This is a genomic window from Streptomyces sp. NBC_00344 (assembly GCF_036088315.1).
Classification (GTDB): domain Bacteria; phylum Actinomycetota; class Actinomycetes; order Streptomycetales; family Streptomycetaceae; genus Streptomyces.
Genome location: NZ_CP107996.1, coordinates 1,752,162 through 1,768,906, shown reverse-complemented (window position 1 = coordinate 1,768,906; position 16,745 = coordinate 1,752,162). Strand labels below are relative to the sequence as shown.

The 16,745-nt window shown below is 69.3% G+C and carries 12 protein-coding genes; 9 read left to right on the top strand and 3 right to left on the bottom strand.

From position 1 onward, the window contains the following. Positions 1-16 precede the first annotated feature (16 nt). Entirely contained in the window at positions 17-1,435 is a 1,419-nt protein-coding gene (locus tag OHS16_RS07790; RefSeq protein ID WP_328536444.1) for a sugar porter family MFS transporter, read from the top strand. Positions 1,436-1,475: 40 nt separating this feature from the next. On the opposite strand, the gene OHS16_RS07785 is transcribed toward OHS16_RS07790, so the two are convergent. Further along, positions 1,476-3,005: a purine-cytosine permease family protein gene (locus OHS16_RS07785; RefSeq protein ID WP_328536443.1), complete on the bottom strand. Its 1,530-nt coding sequence runs from the start codon at positions 3,003-3,005 to the stop codon at positions 1,476-1,478. A 158-nt stretch (positions 3,006-3,163) separates the two neighbouring features. Between OHS16_RS07785 and ftsY the strand changes: the two genes are divergently transcribed. Further along, positions 3,164-4,384 (top strand): signal recognition particle-docking protein FtsY, encoded by a 1,221-nt coding sequence (ftsY, locus tag OHS16_RS07780; RefSeq protein WP_328536442.1) that lies wholly within the window; start codon positions 3,164-3,166, stop codon positions 4,382-4,384. A gap of 211 nt (positions 4,385-4,595) precedes the next feature. Here the strand turns inward: ftsY and OHS16_RS07775 are convergent, their stop codons facing one another. After that, positions 4,596-5,252 carry a bifunctional DNA primase/polymerase gene (locus OHS16_RS07775; RefSeq protein ID WP_328536441.1) on the bottom strand — a complete coding sequence of 219 codons (657 nt, stop codon included), beginning with the start codon at positions 5,250-5,252 and terminating at the stop codon, positions 4,596-4,598. A gap of 430 nt (positions 5,253-5,682) precedes the next feature. Between OHS16_RS07775 and nsdA the strand changes: the two genes are divergently transcribed. The 5 genes from nsdA (at position 5,683) to ffh (ending at position 13,317) form a co-directional block, all read left to right on the top strand. Continuing rightward, positions 5,683-7,158: a transcriptional repressor NsdA gene (nsdA, locus tag OHS16_RS07770; RefSeq protein ID WP_328540752.1), complete on the top strand. Its 1,476-nt coding sequence runs from the start codon at positions 5,683-5,685 to the stop codon at positions 7,156-7,158. A 300-nt stretch (positions 7,159-7,458) separates the two neighbouring features. After that, the gene (locus tag OHS16_RS07765; RefSeq protein WP_328536440.1) at positions 7,459-8,808 is read left to right on the top strand and encodes an ammonium transporter; all 1,350 of its coding nucleotides are present in this window, start codon (positions 7,459-7,461) and stop codon (positions 8,806-8,808) included. Next, a complete protein-coding gene (locus OHS16_RS07760; protein ID WP_328536439.1) occupies positions 8,805-9,143 on the top strand; it encodes a P-II family nitrogen regulator in 339 nt (112 codons plus the stop codon). Before OHS16_RS07765 ends, OHS16_RS07760 begins: the two co-directional genes overlap by 4 nt. Before the next feature lie 25 nt (positions 9,144-9,168). Continuing rightward, positions 9,169-11,634, top strand: coding sequence for a [protein-PII] uridylyltransferase (locus tag OHS16_RS07755; protein ID WP_328536438.1), 2,466 nt, complete (start codon positions 9,169-9,171; stop codon positions 11,632-11,634). A gap of 141 nt (positions 11,635-11,775) precedes the next feature. Then, complete coding sequence (ffh, locus tag OHS16_RS07750) at positions 11,776-13,317, top strand: signal recognition particle protein (RefSeq protein WP_328536437.1); 1,542 nt, start codon at positions 11,776-11,778, stop codon at positions 13,315-13,317. A 77-nt stretch (positions 13,318-13,394) separates the two neighbouring features. On the opposite strand, the gene OHS16_RS07745 is transcribed toward ffh, so the two are convergent. After that, positions 13,395-14,243, bottom strand: coding sequence for an SAM-dependent methyltransferase (locus tag OHS16_RS07745; protein WP_328536436.1), 849 nt, complete (start codon positions 14,241-14,243; stop codon positions 13,395-13,397). A 222-nt stretch (positions 14,244-14,465) separates the two neighbouring features. Here OHS16_RS07745 and proS point away from each other — a divergent pair, with 222 nt between their 5' ends. Further along, positions 14,466-15,893, top strand: coding sequence for a proline--tRNA ligase (gene proS / locus OHS16_RS07740; protein WP_328536435.1), 1,428 nt, complete (start codon positions 14,466-14,468; stop codon positions 15,891-15,893). Between the two features lie 255 nt (positions 15,894-16,148). Next, positions 16,149-16,742: a hypothetical protein gene (locus OHS16_RS07735; protein WP_328536434.1), complete on the top strand. Its 594-nt coding sequence runs from the start codon at positions 16,149-16,151 to the stop codon at positions 16,740-16,742. Positions 16,743-16,745 lie beyond the last annotated feature (3 nt).

The following is a 16,745-nucleotide window of genomic DNA, read 5'->3' as shown; positions in this document are numbered from 1 at the left end:
GGCCCCAGGAGTTCACGTGAGCAGCACTGCGCAGGCACCGACGCCCGGAGGCAGCCCGGCTGCCCCGGAACACCTCGCACATGTCATCTTCATCACGGCCGCGGCTGCGATGGGCGGCTTCCTCTTCGGTTACGACAGCTCCGTGATCAACGGAGCCGTCGAGGCCATCCGGGACCGTTACGACATCGGTTCGGGAACTCTCGCCCAGGTCATCGCCGTCGCCCTGATCGGCTGTGCCATCGGTGCCGCCACGGCGGGCCGTATCGCGGACCGTATCGGCCGTATCCGGTGCATGCAGATCGCGGCCGTGCTCTTCACCGTCAGTGCCGTCGGATCCGCGCTGCCCTTCGCCCTCTGGGATCTGGCCTTCTGGCGGATCGTCGGCGGCTTCGGCATCGGCATGGCCTCCGTCATCGGCCCGGCCTATATCGCCGAGGTCTCACCCCCCGCCTACCGCGGCCGCCTCGGCTCCTTCCAGCAGGCGGCGATCGTCATCGGCATCGCTCTCTCGCAGCTCGTCAACTACGGCATTCTGCAGATCGCCGACGGGAACCAGCGCGGTGATGTCATGGGCCTCGAAGCCTGGCAGGTCATGCTCGGTGTGATGGTCATCCCGGCCGTCATCTACGGTCTGCTCTCCTTCGCGATCCCCGAGTCCCCGCGCTATCTGATCCATGCGGGCAAGGACGCCAAGGCCAAGAAGGTGCTGGCCGATGTGGAGGGCACGCACATCGATCTCGACGCTCGGGTCGCCGAGATCGAGCACGCGATGAAGAGCGAGCACAAGTCGACGTTCGGTGATCTGCTCGGCGGCGGCTTCTTCTTCAAGCCGATCGTCTGGGTCGGTATCGGGCTCTCCGCCTTCCAGCAGCTGGTCGGCATCAACGTCGCCTTCTACTACTCCTCGACGCTGTGGCAGTCGGTCGGCATCGACCCGACGGACTCGTTCCTCTACTCGTTCACCACGTCGATCATCAACATCATCGGCACCGTGGTCGCGATGATCTTCGTCGACCGGGTCGGCCGCCGGCCGCTGGCGCTCATCGGCTCCGTCGGAATGGTCATCGGCCTCGCCTTGGAGGCATGGGCCTTCTCCTACGACCTCGTGGACGGCAAGCTGCCGGCCACCCAGGGCTGGGTCGCGCTCGTCGCGGCCCACTGGTTCGTCTTCTTCTTCGCGATGTCGTGGGGTGTCGTCGTGTGGGTTCTCCTCGGCGAGATGTTCCCGAACAACATCCGCGCCGCCGCGCTGGGTGTGGCCGCATCGGCCCAGTGGATCGCCAACTGGGCGATCACGGCCAGCTTCCCGAGCCTGGCCGACTGGAATCTCTCCGCGACCTATGTGATCTACACCGTCTTCGCGGCGCTCTCCATTCCGTTCGTGCTGAAGTTCGTGAAGGAGACCAAGGGCAAGGCACTGGAGGAGATGGGCTGACCCCCGCTGCCGTTTCTTCCGTGTCGCGTGACACCCCGGCTCAGTCCCTGAGCCGGGGTGTTGCGTCTTCGGGGAACAGCCCCGGACGCCGGACGCCGGAGGACCGGACGGGCAGCGCACCCGATGCGTGGTCGGGTGCGGGGCTCGCATCCCGGTCGCCGCACCCCGGTTTGGGGAGTGCGGCGTAGAGCGAGCCCGCGACCAGCGCGCTGACCGCCCAGCCGAGACCGTTGCGTCCCGGCCAGGTGTCCGCCAGCGGACCGGCGAACCACGAGGAGTCGGCGGTGCCCGCGCGGGTGAACACCATTCCGGCGGCCAGAGCGGCCGCCCAGGCGCCGACAGCAGCAGGGCTGAAGCCACCCCGGTACCAGTAGGCGCTGGTGCGCGTGGTGTCCATCAGCGCATCCGTGTCGTAGCTGCGCCGCCGCAGCATGTCCACGCCGAAGACACCGATCCAGGCGGAGAACGCCACCGCGAGCAGCGAGAGAAACGCCACGAACGACCCGAGGAAGCTGGTCGCGGCCAGCATCAGGATCAGCCCGAGGACCACACTGATCACGGCGTTGACGGAGACCGCCCACGCGCGGGGGACATTGATGCCCAGAGTCAGCGCGGTGAAGCCGGCCGAGTACATCGACATGGCGTTGATCAGCAGCGTACCGACCACCGCGATGAGCAGATACGGGACCGCGAGCCACATCGGCAGGATGGCGCCGAGGAAGGAGACCGGGTCGGCCGCGGCGGCCAGGTCCGGTGTCGAGACCGCCATCACCGTCCCCATCAGCACCATCGGCAGGACGACGATGCCCGCTCCGCCGACCGTGCTCGCCACCAGGCCCCGGCTGGACGAGCCGCGGGGCAGGTAGCGCGCGAAGTCCGGTGCGGCGGGCGCCCAGCTGAGACCGCCTGCGGCGATCAGCCCGATGCCGGCGACCAGTGATGCGGTGGAGCCCGCCGGCCGGGCGAATACGGCGGCCCAGTCGGTGGTCACGATCAGATGGACCAGGACGAGCACCGAGAAGACCGCGAAGAGATACGCCGCCCACTTGTTGCACAGCTGTACGGCGTTGATGCCCAGCCCCGAGATCAGAAAGGTGCCGGCCACGAAGACCAGCAGCGTGGCCACGATCAGTGGCGTGCTGCTGCCGATACCGAAGCAGATGTCGAGCACGGTCAGCATGGCGTAGGCGCCGGTGACCGCGTTGATCGTTTCCCAGCCCCAGCGCGCTACCCAGATCAGCGCGCCGGGCAGCAGATTGCCGCGCTGGCCGAAGACCGCACGGGAGAGGGCCATGCCGGGGGCTCCGCCGCGTTTGCCGGCGATGCCGATGAAGCCGACCAGACCGAAGCCGATCACAGGTGCGGTCACAGCGGCGATCAGGGCCTGCCAGAAGTTCAGACCGTCGGCGACCACCAGGCTCGCGCCCAGCGTGAGCAGCAGCACACTGATGTTCGCCGCGACCCAGGTGGGGAAGAGGTCGCGGACACGACCCGTGCGCTCATGGTCAGGAACGGGCTCGAGGCCGCGGGTCTCCATCGTGCCTTCGGTGACATCGGTGGCGTGGGGCATGCGGGACTCCATGGAGACGGCGGGGGACAGGCGCCTTCCGGCGCGGAAGCGCCATCCTCGTACGGGCACCCCATAAAGACCAAATAATGCAGTTCATTCCTTATGTGATCTCTTGAGAAGGCTCGCCGGATCGAGCCGTGACTGATACTGGGTGGGTTATGGAAATCGTGATCCTTGCTGTAGTCATCGCCCTGGTCGCCTTCGGCGCGATCAGCGGGCTCGTGGTCAGCAGCCGCAAGAAGAAGAAGCTGCCCACGGCACCGCCGAGTGCGCCGACCCTCACCGCTCCTCCCGCCGAGCCCCAGGTCGGCGAGGAAGCTGCCCCACCGCGCGACGAGAAGCGCCGCACCATCGAAGAGGTGGATCTCCCGCCGGCCGACGCGGCCGCAGGAGCACCCACCGCCGTTGAGGACCCGGTCGTCGCGGAGCCGGTGGCTCCCGAGATCGAGATCCCCGAACCGACCGAGGGCCGCCTGGTCAGGCTGCGTGCCAGGCTCGCCCGCTCCCAGAACTCCCTCGGCAAGGGTCTGCTGACCCTGCTGTCCCGGGACAATCTCGACGAGGACACCTGGGAGGAGATCGAGGACACCCTGCTCACCGCGGACGTCGGTGTCGCGCCCACGCAGGAACTGGTCGAGCGGTTGCGCGAGCGGGTCAAGGTGCTCGGCACCCGTACGCCTCAGGAGCTTCGTACGCTGCTGCGCGAGGAACTGCTGAATCTGCTGGGCACCGGCTTCGACCGTGAGGTCAAGACCGAGAGCGGTACGGACACCCCGGGTGTCGTCATGGTCGTCGGCGTCAACGGCACCGGCAAGACCACCACAACGGGCAAGCTCGCCCGTGTCCTGGTCGCCGACGGCAAGAGCGTGGTGCTCGGTGCCGCCGACACCTTCCGTGCTGCCGCGGCCGACCAGCTGCAGACCTGGGGCGAGCGGGTCGGCGCGCGTACGGTGCGCGGTCCCGAGGGCGGCGACCCGGCCTCCGTCGCCTTCGATTCGGTCAAGGAGGGCATCAAGGAGGGCGCGGACGTCGTCCTCATCGACACCGCGGGGCGTCTGCACACCAAGACCGGGCTGATGGACGAGCTCGGCAAGGTCAAGCGGGTCGTGGAGAAGCACGGCCCGCTGGACGAGGTGCTGCTCGTGCTCGACGCGACGACCGGGCAGAACGGACTGGTGCAGGCGCGGGTGTTCGCCGAGGTCGTGGCGATCACCGGAATCGTGCTGACCAAGCTGGACGGCACGGCCAAGGGCGGCATCGTGATCGCCGTCCAGCGTGAACTGGGTGTACCGGTGAAGCTGGTGGGTCTCGGAGAGGGCCCTGACGACCTGGCTCCGTTCGTACCCGATGCGTTCGTGGACGCGCTGATCGGCGACTAGCGAGGACGCGGCGCAGCTCGGGTCGGGTTTCCGAGCAGGGAAGGGACCGGTCACACGGTGCAGGTGTGGCCGGTCCCTTCCGTTTCACGGCCGGTGGCGGACACCACCGCACCGGGCTGTCCTGTCCGGCGCCGCGCACACCGCGCGCCGCCCTCGACCCGCGGCGCCGAGGCGGCTCATGGACGCAGGGGACTCGGGCGGTTCAGCGGACTCACGGGGCGAGGCTGCGATGACAGATGTACGCCAGGGTGCCCAGCAGCAGCTTGGCCTGGGGAAGGTCGTTCGCCGTCTCCAGGGACGGAGGGCGCAGCCAGCGCGCAGGTCCCAGGCCGCCGTGGCTCGACGGCGGCGCGGTGATGTGGTCGCCGGGGCCCAGGCAGTGCAGATCGAGATCCGCGTCGTCCCAGCCCATGCGGTAGAGCAGTTGGGGGAGCTGGGATGCGGCTCCCGGCGCGACGAAGAACTGGGCGCGGCCGTCCGGGGTGGCGCTCACCGGTCCCAGCGGAAGGCCCATCCGCTCCATCCGCACCAGAGCCTTGCGGCCCGCGGGCTCCGCGATGTCGAAGATGTCGAACGAACGGCCCACCGGCAGCAGCACCGCCGCGCCGGGGGTCAGCGACCAGGCTCTGGCCGCTTCGTCGAGAGTGGCGCCGGCCGGCACCTCCGCGGCGAACCCGAGAGGGTGGGCACCGGGGGTCGCGCACGTGTCGTCGCCGCAGGAACAGCGGCCTGCCGCGGCCCGTGCGCCGGGAACCACGTCCCAGCCCCACAGCCCGGTGAACTCGGCCACCGCCGTGCACTCCGACGTGCGGCCGCGACGCCGGGTGCCGGAGCGAATGTCCCGGATGCCGCCGATAGTGAAGCCCATGCCCCCTCCAACGGGTCGTACTCGCCGGTGGTTACGACTTGGAGTGTGTCCGTCACTCTGCGTCGCAAACGCACAGGTCCCGGCGGTGCGGAGTGACATCCGGGGGCTTGCGCGAAATTTCGCACGCCCCGGCGCACATCGCTCCGCCCGTCTCCGATCGTCGAGTGTCAAGTGAATCGCGCCCTGTGGCGCGGGAGTTCATTCAAAGGGGTGGCGAATGGTGGCGTTTCCGGGATCGCCCTCGCGGGGCGGGTGATCGTTGGATTACGTTCTGTACACGAACCCTCGGGTGGGGTGCTGCCGCGAGTATGCCGGGGGCAAGCCGGTTTTCTGTTCGAGGGGGCGCAAGCCCCCGACAGAGGACATCAACTCGCGGCATTCTGATATGGGTTGGCGTAGTCAGAACATCGGCGGGATGGGGGCGTTCCCAGTGGGCGGCAATGGCGACGGCGGCACGAGCGCCGGAAAGCGCCCGAACGAGCAGTTGGGCTCGTGGTTCGTGCGCAGCGGCTGGTCCAAGGGCGAGCTCGCACGCCAGGTGAACCGCCGGGCGCGGCAGATGGGCGCGCACCACATCAGCACCGACACCTCGCGGGTCCGGCGCTGGCTGGACGGCGAACAGCCACGGGAGCCGATCCCGCGCATCCTCTCCGAGCTGTTCTCCGAGCGCTTCGGCAGTGTGGTCGCCATCGAGGCTCTCGGCCTGCGCGCGGCCCACCAGTCGCCTTCGGTGTCCGGCGTCGACATGCCGTGGGCCGGCCCGCAGACCGTCTCGCTGCTCAGCGAGTTCTCCCGCAGCGATCTGATGCTCGCCCGGCGCGGCTTCCTGGGCACATCGCTGGCGCTGGCCGCGGGGCCCTCCCTCATCGAGCCGATGCAGCGCTGGCTGGTGCCGGCCCCGGCGGGCGAACCGGCGGCCGAGGAGCCTCCGGGCCTCTCCCGGCGCCCTTCGAGGCTCTCGGGGCCCGAGCTCGAACTGCTCGAGTCCACCACGGCGATGTTCCGGCAGTGGGACGCCCAGTGCGGTGGGGGCCTGCGCCGCAAGGCGGTGGTCGGCCAGCTCCATGAGGTGACCGACCTGCTGCAGGAGCCCCAGCCGGCAGCCACCGCCAAGCGGCTCTTCCGCAGCGCGGCCGAACTGGCGGAGCTGGCCGGCTGGATGAGCTACGACGTGGGGCTCCAGCCCACCGCGCAGAAGTACTTCGTGCTCGCCCTGCACGCCTCGAAGGAGGCCGGGGACAAGCCGCTCGGCTCGTACATCCTCTCGTCCATGAGCCGTCAGATGATCCACCTCGGCCGCCCCGAGGACGCACTGGAACTCGTCCACCTCGCTCAGTACGGAAGCCGGGAGTGCGCCACCCCGCGCACCCAGGCGATGCTGTATGCGATGGAGGCGCGCGCCTACGCGAACATGGGCCAGCCGAGCAAGTGCAAACGGGCCGTGCGGATGGCCGAGGACACCTTCTCCGACGCCGGTCTGGACGGCGAGCCGGAACCCGACTGGATCCGCTTCTTCTCCGAGGCCGAGCTGAACGGCGAGAACGGCCACTCATTCCGCGACCTCGCCTACGTCGCGGGTCGCAGCCCCACGTACGCCTCGCTCGCCGAGCCGGTGATGGAGGACGCTGTCGCCCTCTTCGGCAAGGACGAGGAACACCAGCGTTCGTACGCTCTCAACCTGGTCGGCATGGCCACGGTCCACCTGCTGAAGAGGGAGCCCGAACAGTCCGCTCTCTTCGCGACGCAGGCGCTGACCATCGCCAAGCGGGTGCGCTCCGAGCGCGTCAACACCAGGCTGCGCAAGACCGTGGACACCGCGGTCAGGGACTTCTCCGGAGTCCCCGCGATCGTCGACCTCACCGAGCGTCTCGCCGAGCAGCTGCCGGAGACCCTGGAAGCGGTCTGAGCGGCATACAGAACCCCGGTCACGACGGCGCACCCCGTGATGCCCGACTCGGCTCCCCCGCGCCAGGTCAACCGGGTGGCCGTCGTGGCCGGTTTGTGATGTGCCCGGGGCGCCGTCCGGCCACTGGGCCGAACACGCAATTCATCCGGGCGTAACACGCCCCGCTCCTTCGTCACGGCGGCGAAACATCGTGCAGCATCGGCGGAAACCGCGCTGCGCCAATCTCATGGCGCATAACCGGCCCGTACTTTTCCGCAGCTCCCGCCCGCACGCGGCCGCACCGACGACGAGGAGACGCCGATGCCCCCAGGCATCATGACCCTTGCTGCAGACGCCCCGAAGCTGTCTTCCGCGAACACCGGGTTCATGCTCATCTGCTCCGCCCTGGTGATGATCATGACACCGGGCCTGGCCTTCTTCTACGGAGGCATGGTCCGGGTCAAGTCCACCCTGAACATGCTGATGATGAGTTTCATCAGCCTCGGGATCGTCACGATCCTCTGGGTGCTCTACGGATTCAGTCTGGCCTTCGGCGCGAGCAACGGATTCTTCGGGTGGTCCAAGGACTATCTCGGGCTGAGCGGTATCGGACTGACCGAGCTGTGGCCCGGCTACACCATCCCGGTCTATGTCTTCGCCGTCTTCCAGCTGATGTTCGCGATCATCACTCCTGCGCTGATCAGCGGCGCGCTGGCCGACCGTGTGAAGTTCACGGCGTGGGCGCTGTTCATCGCACTGTGGGTGACGGTCGTCTACTTCCCGGTCGCGCACTGGGTCTGGGCCTCGGACGGATGGCTCTTCAAGAAGGGCGTCATCGACTTCGCCGGCGGTACCGCCGTGCACATCAACGCCGGAGCCGCGGCGCTCGGCGTGATCCTGGTCATCGGCAAGCGCGTCGGCTTCAAGAAGGACCCGATGCGCCCGCACAGCCTCCCGTTGGTGATGCTCGGCGCGGCCCTCCTCTGGTTCGGCTGGTTCGGCTTCAACGCCGGATCCTGGCTGGGCAACGACGACGGTGTGGGCGCGGTGATGTTCGTCAACACCCAGGTGGCCACCGCTGCCGCGATGCTTGCCTGGCTGGCCTACGAGAAGTTCCGGCACGGCTCCTTCACCACACTCGGTGCGGCATCCGGCGCGGTCGCCGGCCTGGTCGCCATCACCCCCTCAGGCGGTGCGGTCAGCCCGCTGGGCGCGATCGCGGTCGGCGCGATCGCCGGTGTGCTGTGCGCCATGGCCGTGGGCCTCAAGTACCGCTTCGGATTCGACGACTCGCTCGATGTCGTCGGTGTCCACATGGTCGGAGGAGTCGTCGGCTCGCTCCTCATCGGCTTCTTCGCCACCGGTGGTGTGCAGTCCGATGTGGCGGGCGTCTTCTACGGCGGCGGCTTCCACCAGCTCGGCATCCAGGCGATCGGGGTCTTCTCGGTCCTCGGATACTCCCTGGTCGTCTCCGCGGTACTGGCCTTCCTGATCGACAAGGCGATCGGGATGCGGGTGAGCGAGGACGTCGAGGTCGCGGGCATCGACCAGGAAGAGCACGCCGAGACCGCGTACGACTTCAGCGGAGCGGGCGGCGGCAGCGTCTCCCGCACGGCAGGCCCCGCACCCGGCCCTGCGGCCGGAACCCAGAACAAGAGGGTGGACGCATGAAGCTCATCACCGCAGTCGTGAAGCCCCACCGGCTCGACGAGATCAAGGAGGCCCTGCAGGCCTTCGGGGTCCAGGGACTCACGGTCACCGAGGCCAGCGGATACGGCCGCCAGCGCGGCCACACCGAGGTCTACCGTGGAGCCGAGTACACCGTGGACCTGGTACCGAAGATCCGTATAGAGGTCCTTGCCGACGACGCGGATGCCGAACAGCTCCTCGAAGTCGTGGTGAAGGCCGCCAGGACCGGCAAGATCGGTGACGGCAAGGTGTGGAGCATCCCGGTCGAAACCGCGATCCGGGTCAGGACCGGCGAACGCGGTCCTGACGCGCTCTGAACGAGCTGGAGACGGGAGCTGCTGGGTGACGAGTGCCGACAGGATCAACGAACAGCCGAACGATTCGGGGCCCAGCGGCTACCCGGCGGCCCGGCTGCGCCTCCTCCAGGAGAAGGCGCAGCCCGGGCCGCCGCGCCGCTCCGCGCTCGCCGGGCTCACGGACGCCTGGGTCCAGGCGCTCTTCACTTCGGCCGCCGAGGCGGCGGGGGTGCGGGGCGCTGCGCTGGTGGCGGTCGGCGGCTACGGCCGTGCCGAGCTGTCGCCACGCAGCGATCTGGACCTGCTGCTGCTGCACGACGGGAAGTCCGACGCGAGCGCCATCGCCGCGCTGGCCGACCGGATCTGGTACCCGGTGTGGGATCTGGGGCTCGCCCTGGACCACTCCGTACGTACCCCTGGAGAGGCGCGCAAGACCGCGGGCGACGACCTGAAGGTGCATCTCGGGCTGCTCGACGCCCGGCACGTCGCGGGCGATATCCAGCTCGCGGCCGGACTGCGTACGACGATGCTCGCCGACTGGCGCAACCAGGCACTCAAGCGGCTTCCCGAGCTGTACGAACTGTGCCAGGAGCGAGCCGAGCGCCAGGGCGAGCTGCAGTTCCTGCTCGAACCCGACCTCAAGGAAGCGAGGGGCGGGCTGCGTGACGCCACCGCACTGCGGGCGGTGGCGGCCTCCTGGCTCGCCGACGCCCCCCGCGCGGGACTCGACGACGCACGCCGGCGCCTCCTCGATGCCCGGGACGCACTGCAACTGGTGACCGGCCGCGCGACCGACCGGCTGGCCCTCCAGGAGCAGGATCAGGTGGCCGCGGAACTCGGTCTCCTGGACGCCGATGTGCTGCTGCGCGAGGTGTACGAGGCCGCCCGCACCGTTTCCTACGCGAGCGATGTCACCTGGCGTGAGGTGAACCGGGTGCTGCGCTCACGAGCGGCCAGGCCTCGGCTGCGGACCATGCTGGGCGGCAAGCCTCCGGTGCCCCAGCGGACCCCCCTCGCCGAGGGGGTCGTCGAGCTGGAGGGCGAGGTGGTCCTCGCCCGCACTGCCAGGCCGGAGCGCGATCCGGTCCTCCCGCTGCGTGCCGCCGCGGCGGCGGCCCAGGCCGGGCTGCCCATCTCGCTGCATGCCGTACGCCGCCTGGCCGGCACCGCCGGCCCGCTGCCGGTGCCCTGGCCGGCCGAGGCGCGTGAGCAGCTCGTCACCCTGCTCGGTGCGGGGGAGTCGACGGTGCCTGTGTGGGAGGCACTGGAGGCGGAGGGACTGATCACCCGGTTGCTGCCCGACTGGGAGCGGGTGCGCTGCAGGCCGCAGCGCAATCCCGTGCACACCTGGACCGTGGACCGCCATCTCGTCGAGGCGGCGGTCCGGGCCTCTTCGCTGACCCGCCGGGTGGGCCGCCCCGACCTGCTGCTCGTCGCTGCTCTGCTGCACGACATCGGCAAGGGCTGGCCGGGCGACCACTCGGCAGCAGGCGAGGTCATCGCCCGGGACGTGGCCACGCGCATCGGCTTCGACCGTACGGACGCGGAGGTGCTGGCCACACTGGTGCGCTACCACTTGCTGCTGGTCGAGACCGCGACCAGGCGTGATCTGGACGACCCCGCCACGGTGCGGTCGGTGGCGGACGCGGTGGGGGCGGTCTCCACCCTGGAGCTGCTGCACGCGCTCACCGAGGCCGACGCGCTGGCCACCGGCCCTGCGGCATGGTCGTCGTGGCGGGGGTCCCTGGTGGACGATCTGGTCGAGCGGGTGACCGCGGTACTGATCGGCGACGTCCCCGCAGAACCCGACCCCGAGGACCAGGACCGGCCGGGCGCGGAACAGGAACGGCTGGCGATGGAGGCGCTGCGCACCGGCGAGCCGGTACTGGCGCTGCACGCCCAGACCCAGGCCCCTCGGGAGGACGGCAGCCCCGAGCCGGTGGGCGTGGAACTGCTCATCGCCCTCCCCGAGCAGCCGGGTGTCCTGCCGGCCGCGGCCGGTGTGCTGGCTCTGCACCGGCTCACGGTCCGCGCCGCCGACCTGCGCGCCGTCGAACTGCCGACCGGGCTCGGCCGGCAGTCGACCGTGCTGCTGCTGAGCTGGCGAGTTGCGGCGGAGTACGGCTCACTGCCGCAGGCGGCCAGGCTGCGGGCGGATCTCGTCAGGGCGCTGGACGGCTCTCTCGACATCCGGGGCAAGCTGGCCGAACGGGAGGCGGCGTACCCGCGGCGCCGGGGCATCAAGGCGCCTCCGCCGCAGGTCAGGCTGGCCTCGACGGGCTCCCGGCTGGCCACGGTGATCGAGGTCAGGGCCCAGGATGCGCCGGGCCTGCTGCACCGGATCGGACGTGCGCTGGAGACAGCGGCCGTCCGGGTACGCAGTGCGCACGTCTCGACGCTGGGCGCCAATGCCGTTGACGCGTTCTATGTGACGGGCGCGGAGGGGAAGCCGCTCTCGGAGCAGGCGGCGGTGGAACTGACCCGTGGACTCGAGACGGCCCTGCGGGGGTGAAGCCCGCAACGGGCCTTTCCCCGGCGGGCCTTTTCCCCGGCGGGCAGGGAAAAGGCCCGCCGCAGGCATTCCATCCGCGGAGGGCGGATACCCTGGGGTACAACCGTCACCCTTCCCCCGACCCGAGGATCCGCGACCACCGTGTTCGACACCCTCTCCGACCGCCTTGCCGCGACATTCAAGAACCTCCGGGGCAAGGGCCGCCTGTCCGAGGCGGACATCGACGCCACAGCACGCGAGATCCGCATCGCGCTGCTCGAAGCGGACGTGGCGCTGCCCGTCGTCCGCGCCTTCATCAAGCAGGTCAAGGAGCGCGCGGCCGGCGCCGAGGTCTCCCAGGCGCTGAATCCCGCCCAGCAGGTCATCAAGATCGTCAACGAGGAGCTCATCGGCATCCTCGGCGGCGAGACCCGCCGGCTCCGCTTCGCCAAGCAGCCGCCGACCGTGATCATGCTCGCGGGTCTGCAGGGCGCGGGCAAGACGACACTCGCCGGAAAGCTGGGTCTCTGGCTCAAGGGTCAGGGACATGCTCCCCTGCTTGTGGCGTGCGACCTGCAGCGTCCCAACGCCGTCAACCAGTTGAGCGTCGTCGCCGAGCGTGCGGGCGTCGCCGTCTTCGCCCCCGAACCGGGTAATGGAGTCGGGGACCCCGTCAAGGTCGCCCAGGACTCCATCGAGTTCGCCAAGTCCAAGCAGTACGACGTGGTCGTCGTGGACACCGCGGGCCGCCTCGGCATCGACCAGGAACTGATGCAGCAGGCTGCGGACATCCGCGATGCCGTCAGCCCCGACGAGGTCCTGTTCGTCGTCGACGCGATGATCGGACAGGACGCGGTCAACACCGCTGAGGCCTTCCGCGACGGTGTCGGCTTTGACGGTGTTGTGCTCTCGAAGCTCGACGGCGACGCTCGCGGCGGCGCCGCCCTCTCGATCGCCCATGTCACCGGGCGCCAGATCATGTTCGCGTCCAACGGCGAGAAGCTGGACGAGTTCGACACGTTCCACCCGGACCGTATGGCGTCCCGCATTCTCGGCATGGGCGACATGCTCAGCTTGATCGAGAAGGCCGAGCAGACCTTCAGCCAGGCCGAGGCCGAGCAGATGGCCTCCAAGCTGGCCAGCAGCAAGGGCAAGGACTTCACGCTCGACGACTTCCTGGCTCAGATGGAGCAGGTCAGGAAGATGGGCAGCATCTCCAAGCTGCTCGGCATGCTGCCCGGCATGGGGCAGATGAAGGAACAGATCAACAGCATCGACGAGCGCGACGTGGACCGCACCGCCGCGATCATCAAGTCGATGACCCCGGCCGAGCGCCAGGATCCGACGATCATCAACGGCTCCCGCCGTGCCCGTGTGGCAAAGGGCTCCGGTGTCGAGGTCAGCGCGGTGAAGAGCCTTGTGGAGAGGTTCTTCGAAGCCCGCAAAATGATGTCGCGCATGGCCCAGGGCGGCGGAATGCCGGGGATGCCGGGGATGCCGGGCATGGGTGGCGGCCCCGGCCGGCAGAAGAAGCAGCAGAAGCAGGCCAAGGGCAAGCGCAAGAGCGGCAACCCGATGAAGCGCAAGGCCGACGAGCAGGCCGCGGCCCTTCGCCGCGAGCAGGGTGGTACGCCCGGTCTGCCGGCCGGTCAGGACGACCAGAACTTCGAGCTGCCCGACGAGTTCAAGAAGTTCATGGGCTGATCCAGCCCGCCGCGCGTACCCGTCGCGCACAACGGCCCACGCCCCTTTTCGGGGCGTGGGCCGTTCTTCATCCGTTCCTACGGGGTGCGGGCCACGACATAGCGGAAGATGTTCGGCATCCAGACCGTGCCGTCGCGGCGCAGATGGGAATGGAGCGCCTCGGCGACCTCCTTCTCGACCTGGGAGCGGTCCGTCGCCTGTATCGCCCCGTCGAACAGGCCCGTCGACAGCAGCCCGCGTACGGCGCTCCTGACGTCCGCGTAGCCGAACGGGCACGCAACCCGCCCCGAACCGTCGAGCCGCAGTCCCGACTGCGCCGCGATCTCCTCGAGGTCGTCCCTCAGCGGCTGTCGTGGCCCATCGGCCAATCGGGTGGCGACCCGCAGCACCGCAGACGTCGCGCAGCGCTCCGGCGGCCCCCAGCCGGTCAGCACCACGGCGCTGCCGCGCTCGGTGAACGGCAGGGCGTCCTCGATGGCAGTCGGCAGGCCGTCGGCGTCTCCCGCCACACAGCCGATCGGTTCGAACGCGGTGAGCAGGTTGTACCGCGGGACCGTGGAGTCCGCGGCGTCGGCGGGACCGCCGAGCACCAGGCGCGTCCGTCCTTTCCGGGCGCCTGCCGGGGTCCGGTGCTGCGTCTCGTCGGGAAGCAGTCGCTCACGGGCCAGCGCGATCCGCTCCGCGTGCCTGTCCACGCCGGTGACGCCGGCGCCCCGGCCCGCTGCCATCAGCAGGGCCAGGCCCGAGCCGCAGCCGATGCCCAGCAGCTGAGTACCGCTGCCCACGTCCAGTCGTTTGTAGACCGCTTCGTAGAGCGGTACGAGCATCCGTTCCTGGATCTCGGTCCAGTCGCGGGCCCGCGAAATCGCTTCCGCAGAAGGAGCCGTTGCTGCGTGCCGCTGGTTACGGACGAGCGTTGATGACATCGAAAGCGCCCCAATTCGCCGAGAGATCAGTTGTGCCCTGAATGCCGGCCCCCGTGCAGATGTGCGCGCACTCTCCTCGTATGCCAGAGAACTCCGCATCCGCGCTCAAGTCCAGGGGTGGGTGAGGCAATGCTTGTACGGTTGGTTCACGCGCCCAGGCCGTGCGCCCCCGGAAAAGAAAATGCACACGCTCCCGGGGGCGCCGGCCGTACGATTCGCGCCATGTCCAAGGCTCCCGTTCTCACGCCCCGTGCGGTCGACTTTCCCCGCTGGTACCAGGACCTGATCAACAAGGCCGAACTCGCGGACAACGGCCCGGTGCGCGGCACCATGGTCATCCGTCCGTACGGCTACGGGCTGTGGGAGCGGATGCAGCAGGAGCTGGACGTCCGCATCAAGCACGCGGGCGCTCAGAACGCCTACTTCCCGCTCCTCATCCCCCAGTCTTACCTGAGTCGTGAAGCTCAGCACGTCGAGGGCTTCGCGCCCGAGCTCGCGGTGGTCACCCAGGGAGGCGGCAGGGAACTCGACGAGCCGGTCGTGGTGCGGCCCACCTCCGAGACGATCATCAATGAATACTTCTCGAAATGGGTCCAGAGCTACCGTGACCTCCCCCTGCTCATCAATCAGTGGGCCAATGTGGTCCGTTGGGAGATGAGGCCGAGGGTGTTCCTGCGAACGACTGAATTCCTGTGGCAGGAAGGGCACACCGCGCACGCGGACCGCGCCGGGGCCAGGGATTTCGCCGCGCACATCCACCGGAACGTCTATGCCGACTTCATGATCAATGTGCTGGGAATCGATGTCGTGCTCGGCCGCAAGACCCCGAGTGAGCGCTTCGCCGGGGCGATCAACACCCTCACGCTCGAGGGGATGATGGGAGACGGCAAGGCCCTTCAGATGGGGACGAGCCACGAACTCGGCACCAACTTCGCCAACGCCTTCCACACCCGGTATCTGTCGAAGGACGGACATCAGGAACTTGTCTGGCAGACATCGTGGGGAGTCTCGACCCGCATGGTCGGCGGACTGATCATGTCGCACGGCGACGACAGCGGTCTGCGGGTGCCGCCCCGGCTTGCGGCCGTCCAGGCCGTGGTCGTCGCCATCAAGGGTGACGAGGCGGTGGCCAGGGCACAGGAGATCGGTGACGCCCTGCGGACCGCGGGAATCCGCGCCCAGGTCGACAGCCGCACCGACGTTCCCTTCGGCCGCCGGGCGGTGGACTGGGAGCTCAAGGGCGTGCCGGTGCGCATCGAGATCGGCCCGCGGGATCTGGAGGCAGGCACGGTGATGCTGGTCCGCAGGGTGGTGGATCCGCAGGCTCCGGGCGGCAAGGAGACCGTGCGGATCGAGGATCTGCCCGGGCTGCTGCCCGCCGTGCTCGAGGAGGCCCAGGGGCTGCTGCTGAAGGAGTCCCGAGAGCGCCGGGAGTCCCTGACCAGCGACGTCACGACCATCGGGGAAGCCGCCGATGTCGCGAAGGCCGGCGGATGGGCGCGTATCCCGTGGGCCACCGTCGGTCCGGCGGGCGAGGCCGAACTCGCCGGAAAGTCGGTGTCCGTCAGGTGCCTGGTCGCGGAGGACGGGGCGGTGCCCGAGACGGATGACGCGCCGGGTACGGTCGCCTTGGTAGCCCGTGCCTACTGAACCGGGGCCCGCCGATTCGGCCGGAACGCCCCTTGCGCATCGACGGGAAGGCCTCGTACCGGCGCGGGAGCCGTGCCTACGCGCCGGGGCGTACACAACCCTACGTACCACCTTGGTGTGAGCTGTGAGGCTTCTCCGCAGATCAGCGCACCCGCCCTCGTCCGGACGCATCAATGGCAACTGACGGGTACGTGCAAATTATTTGGGATGCCCCGGAATAGGAACACAGCGGCACCCCGGCTCGTTGTGTACGACGTGAGCACGACACCAACTGTCCTCGCCGCAGAACTGGCGCAGGCGTGGGCCGACATTCAGCGGTACCACCCCGAGCTGCCCGATCTTGCCGCGCCCGAGTCCCTGATCGGTGAGTCCTCGTCCGCATGCGGCGCTGAACTCTCCTTCGAGCGACTGCTCCATGAGGCAGTCCACGGCATCGCCGCAGCGCGAGGTGTCCGCGACACCTCCCGAGCCGGCCGCTACCACAACCGCCGATTCCTGGCCATCGCGGAGGAAATGGGCCTTGACCACCCGGAGGAGCCGCATCCCAGCAGCGGGTTCTCGCTGGTCGCGCTCAACCCGGAGGCGAAGCGCAGATACCGCCCGACCATCGAGCGGCTGCAGCGCGCCCTGAAGGCGCACACGGTGGCCACCGCCGCCGACACCAAGCGCTCCTTCCGGGGGCCGGCCGCCCGGCACGGCTCGTCCGGCGGCGGTGTGCGGGTCAAGGCGGTCTGTGACTGCGGACGCAACGTCCGGGTCGTTCCCTCTGTGCTGGCCCAGGCGCCCATCGTCTGCGGCGGCTGCGGCAATGCCTTCCGCATCCCGGAGGCGGTGGCCGCCGCCGGCTGACTC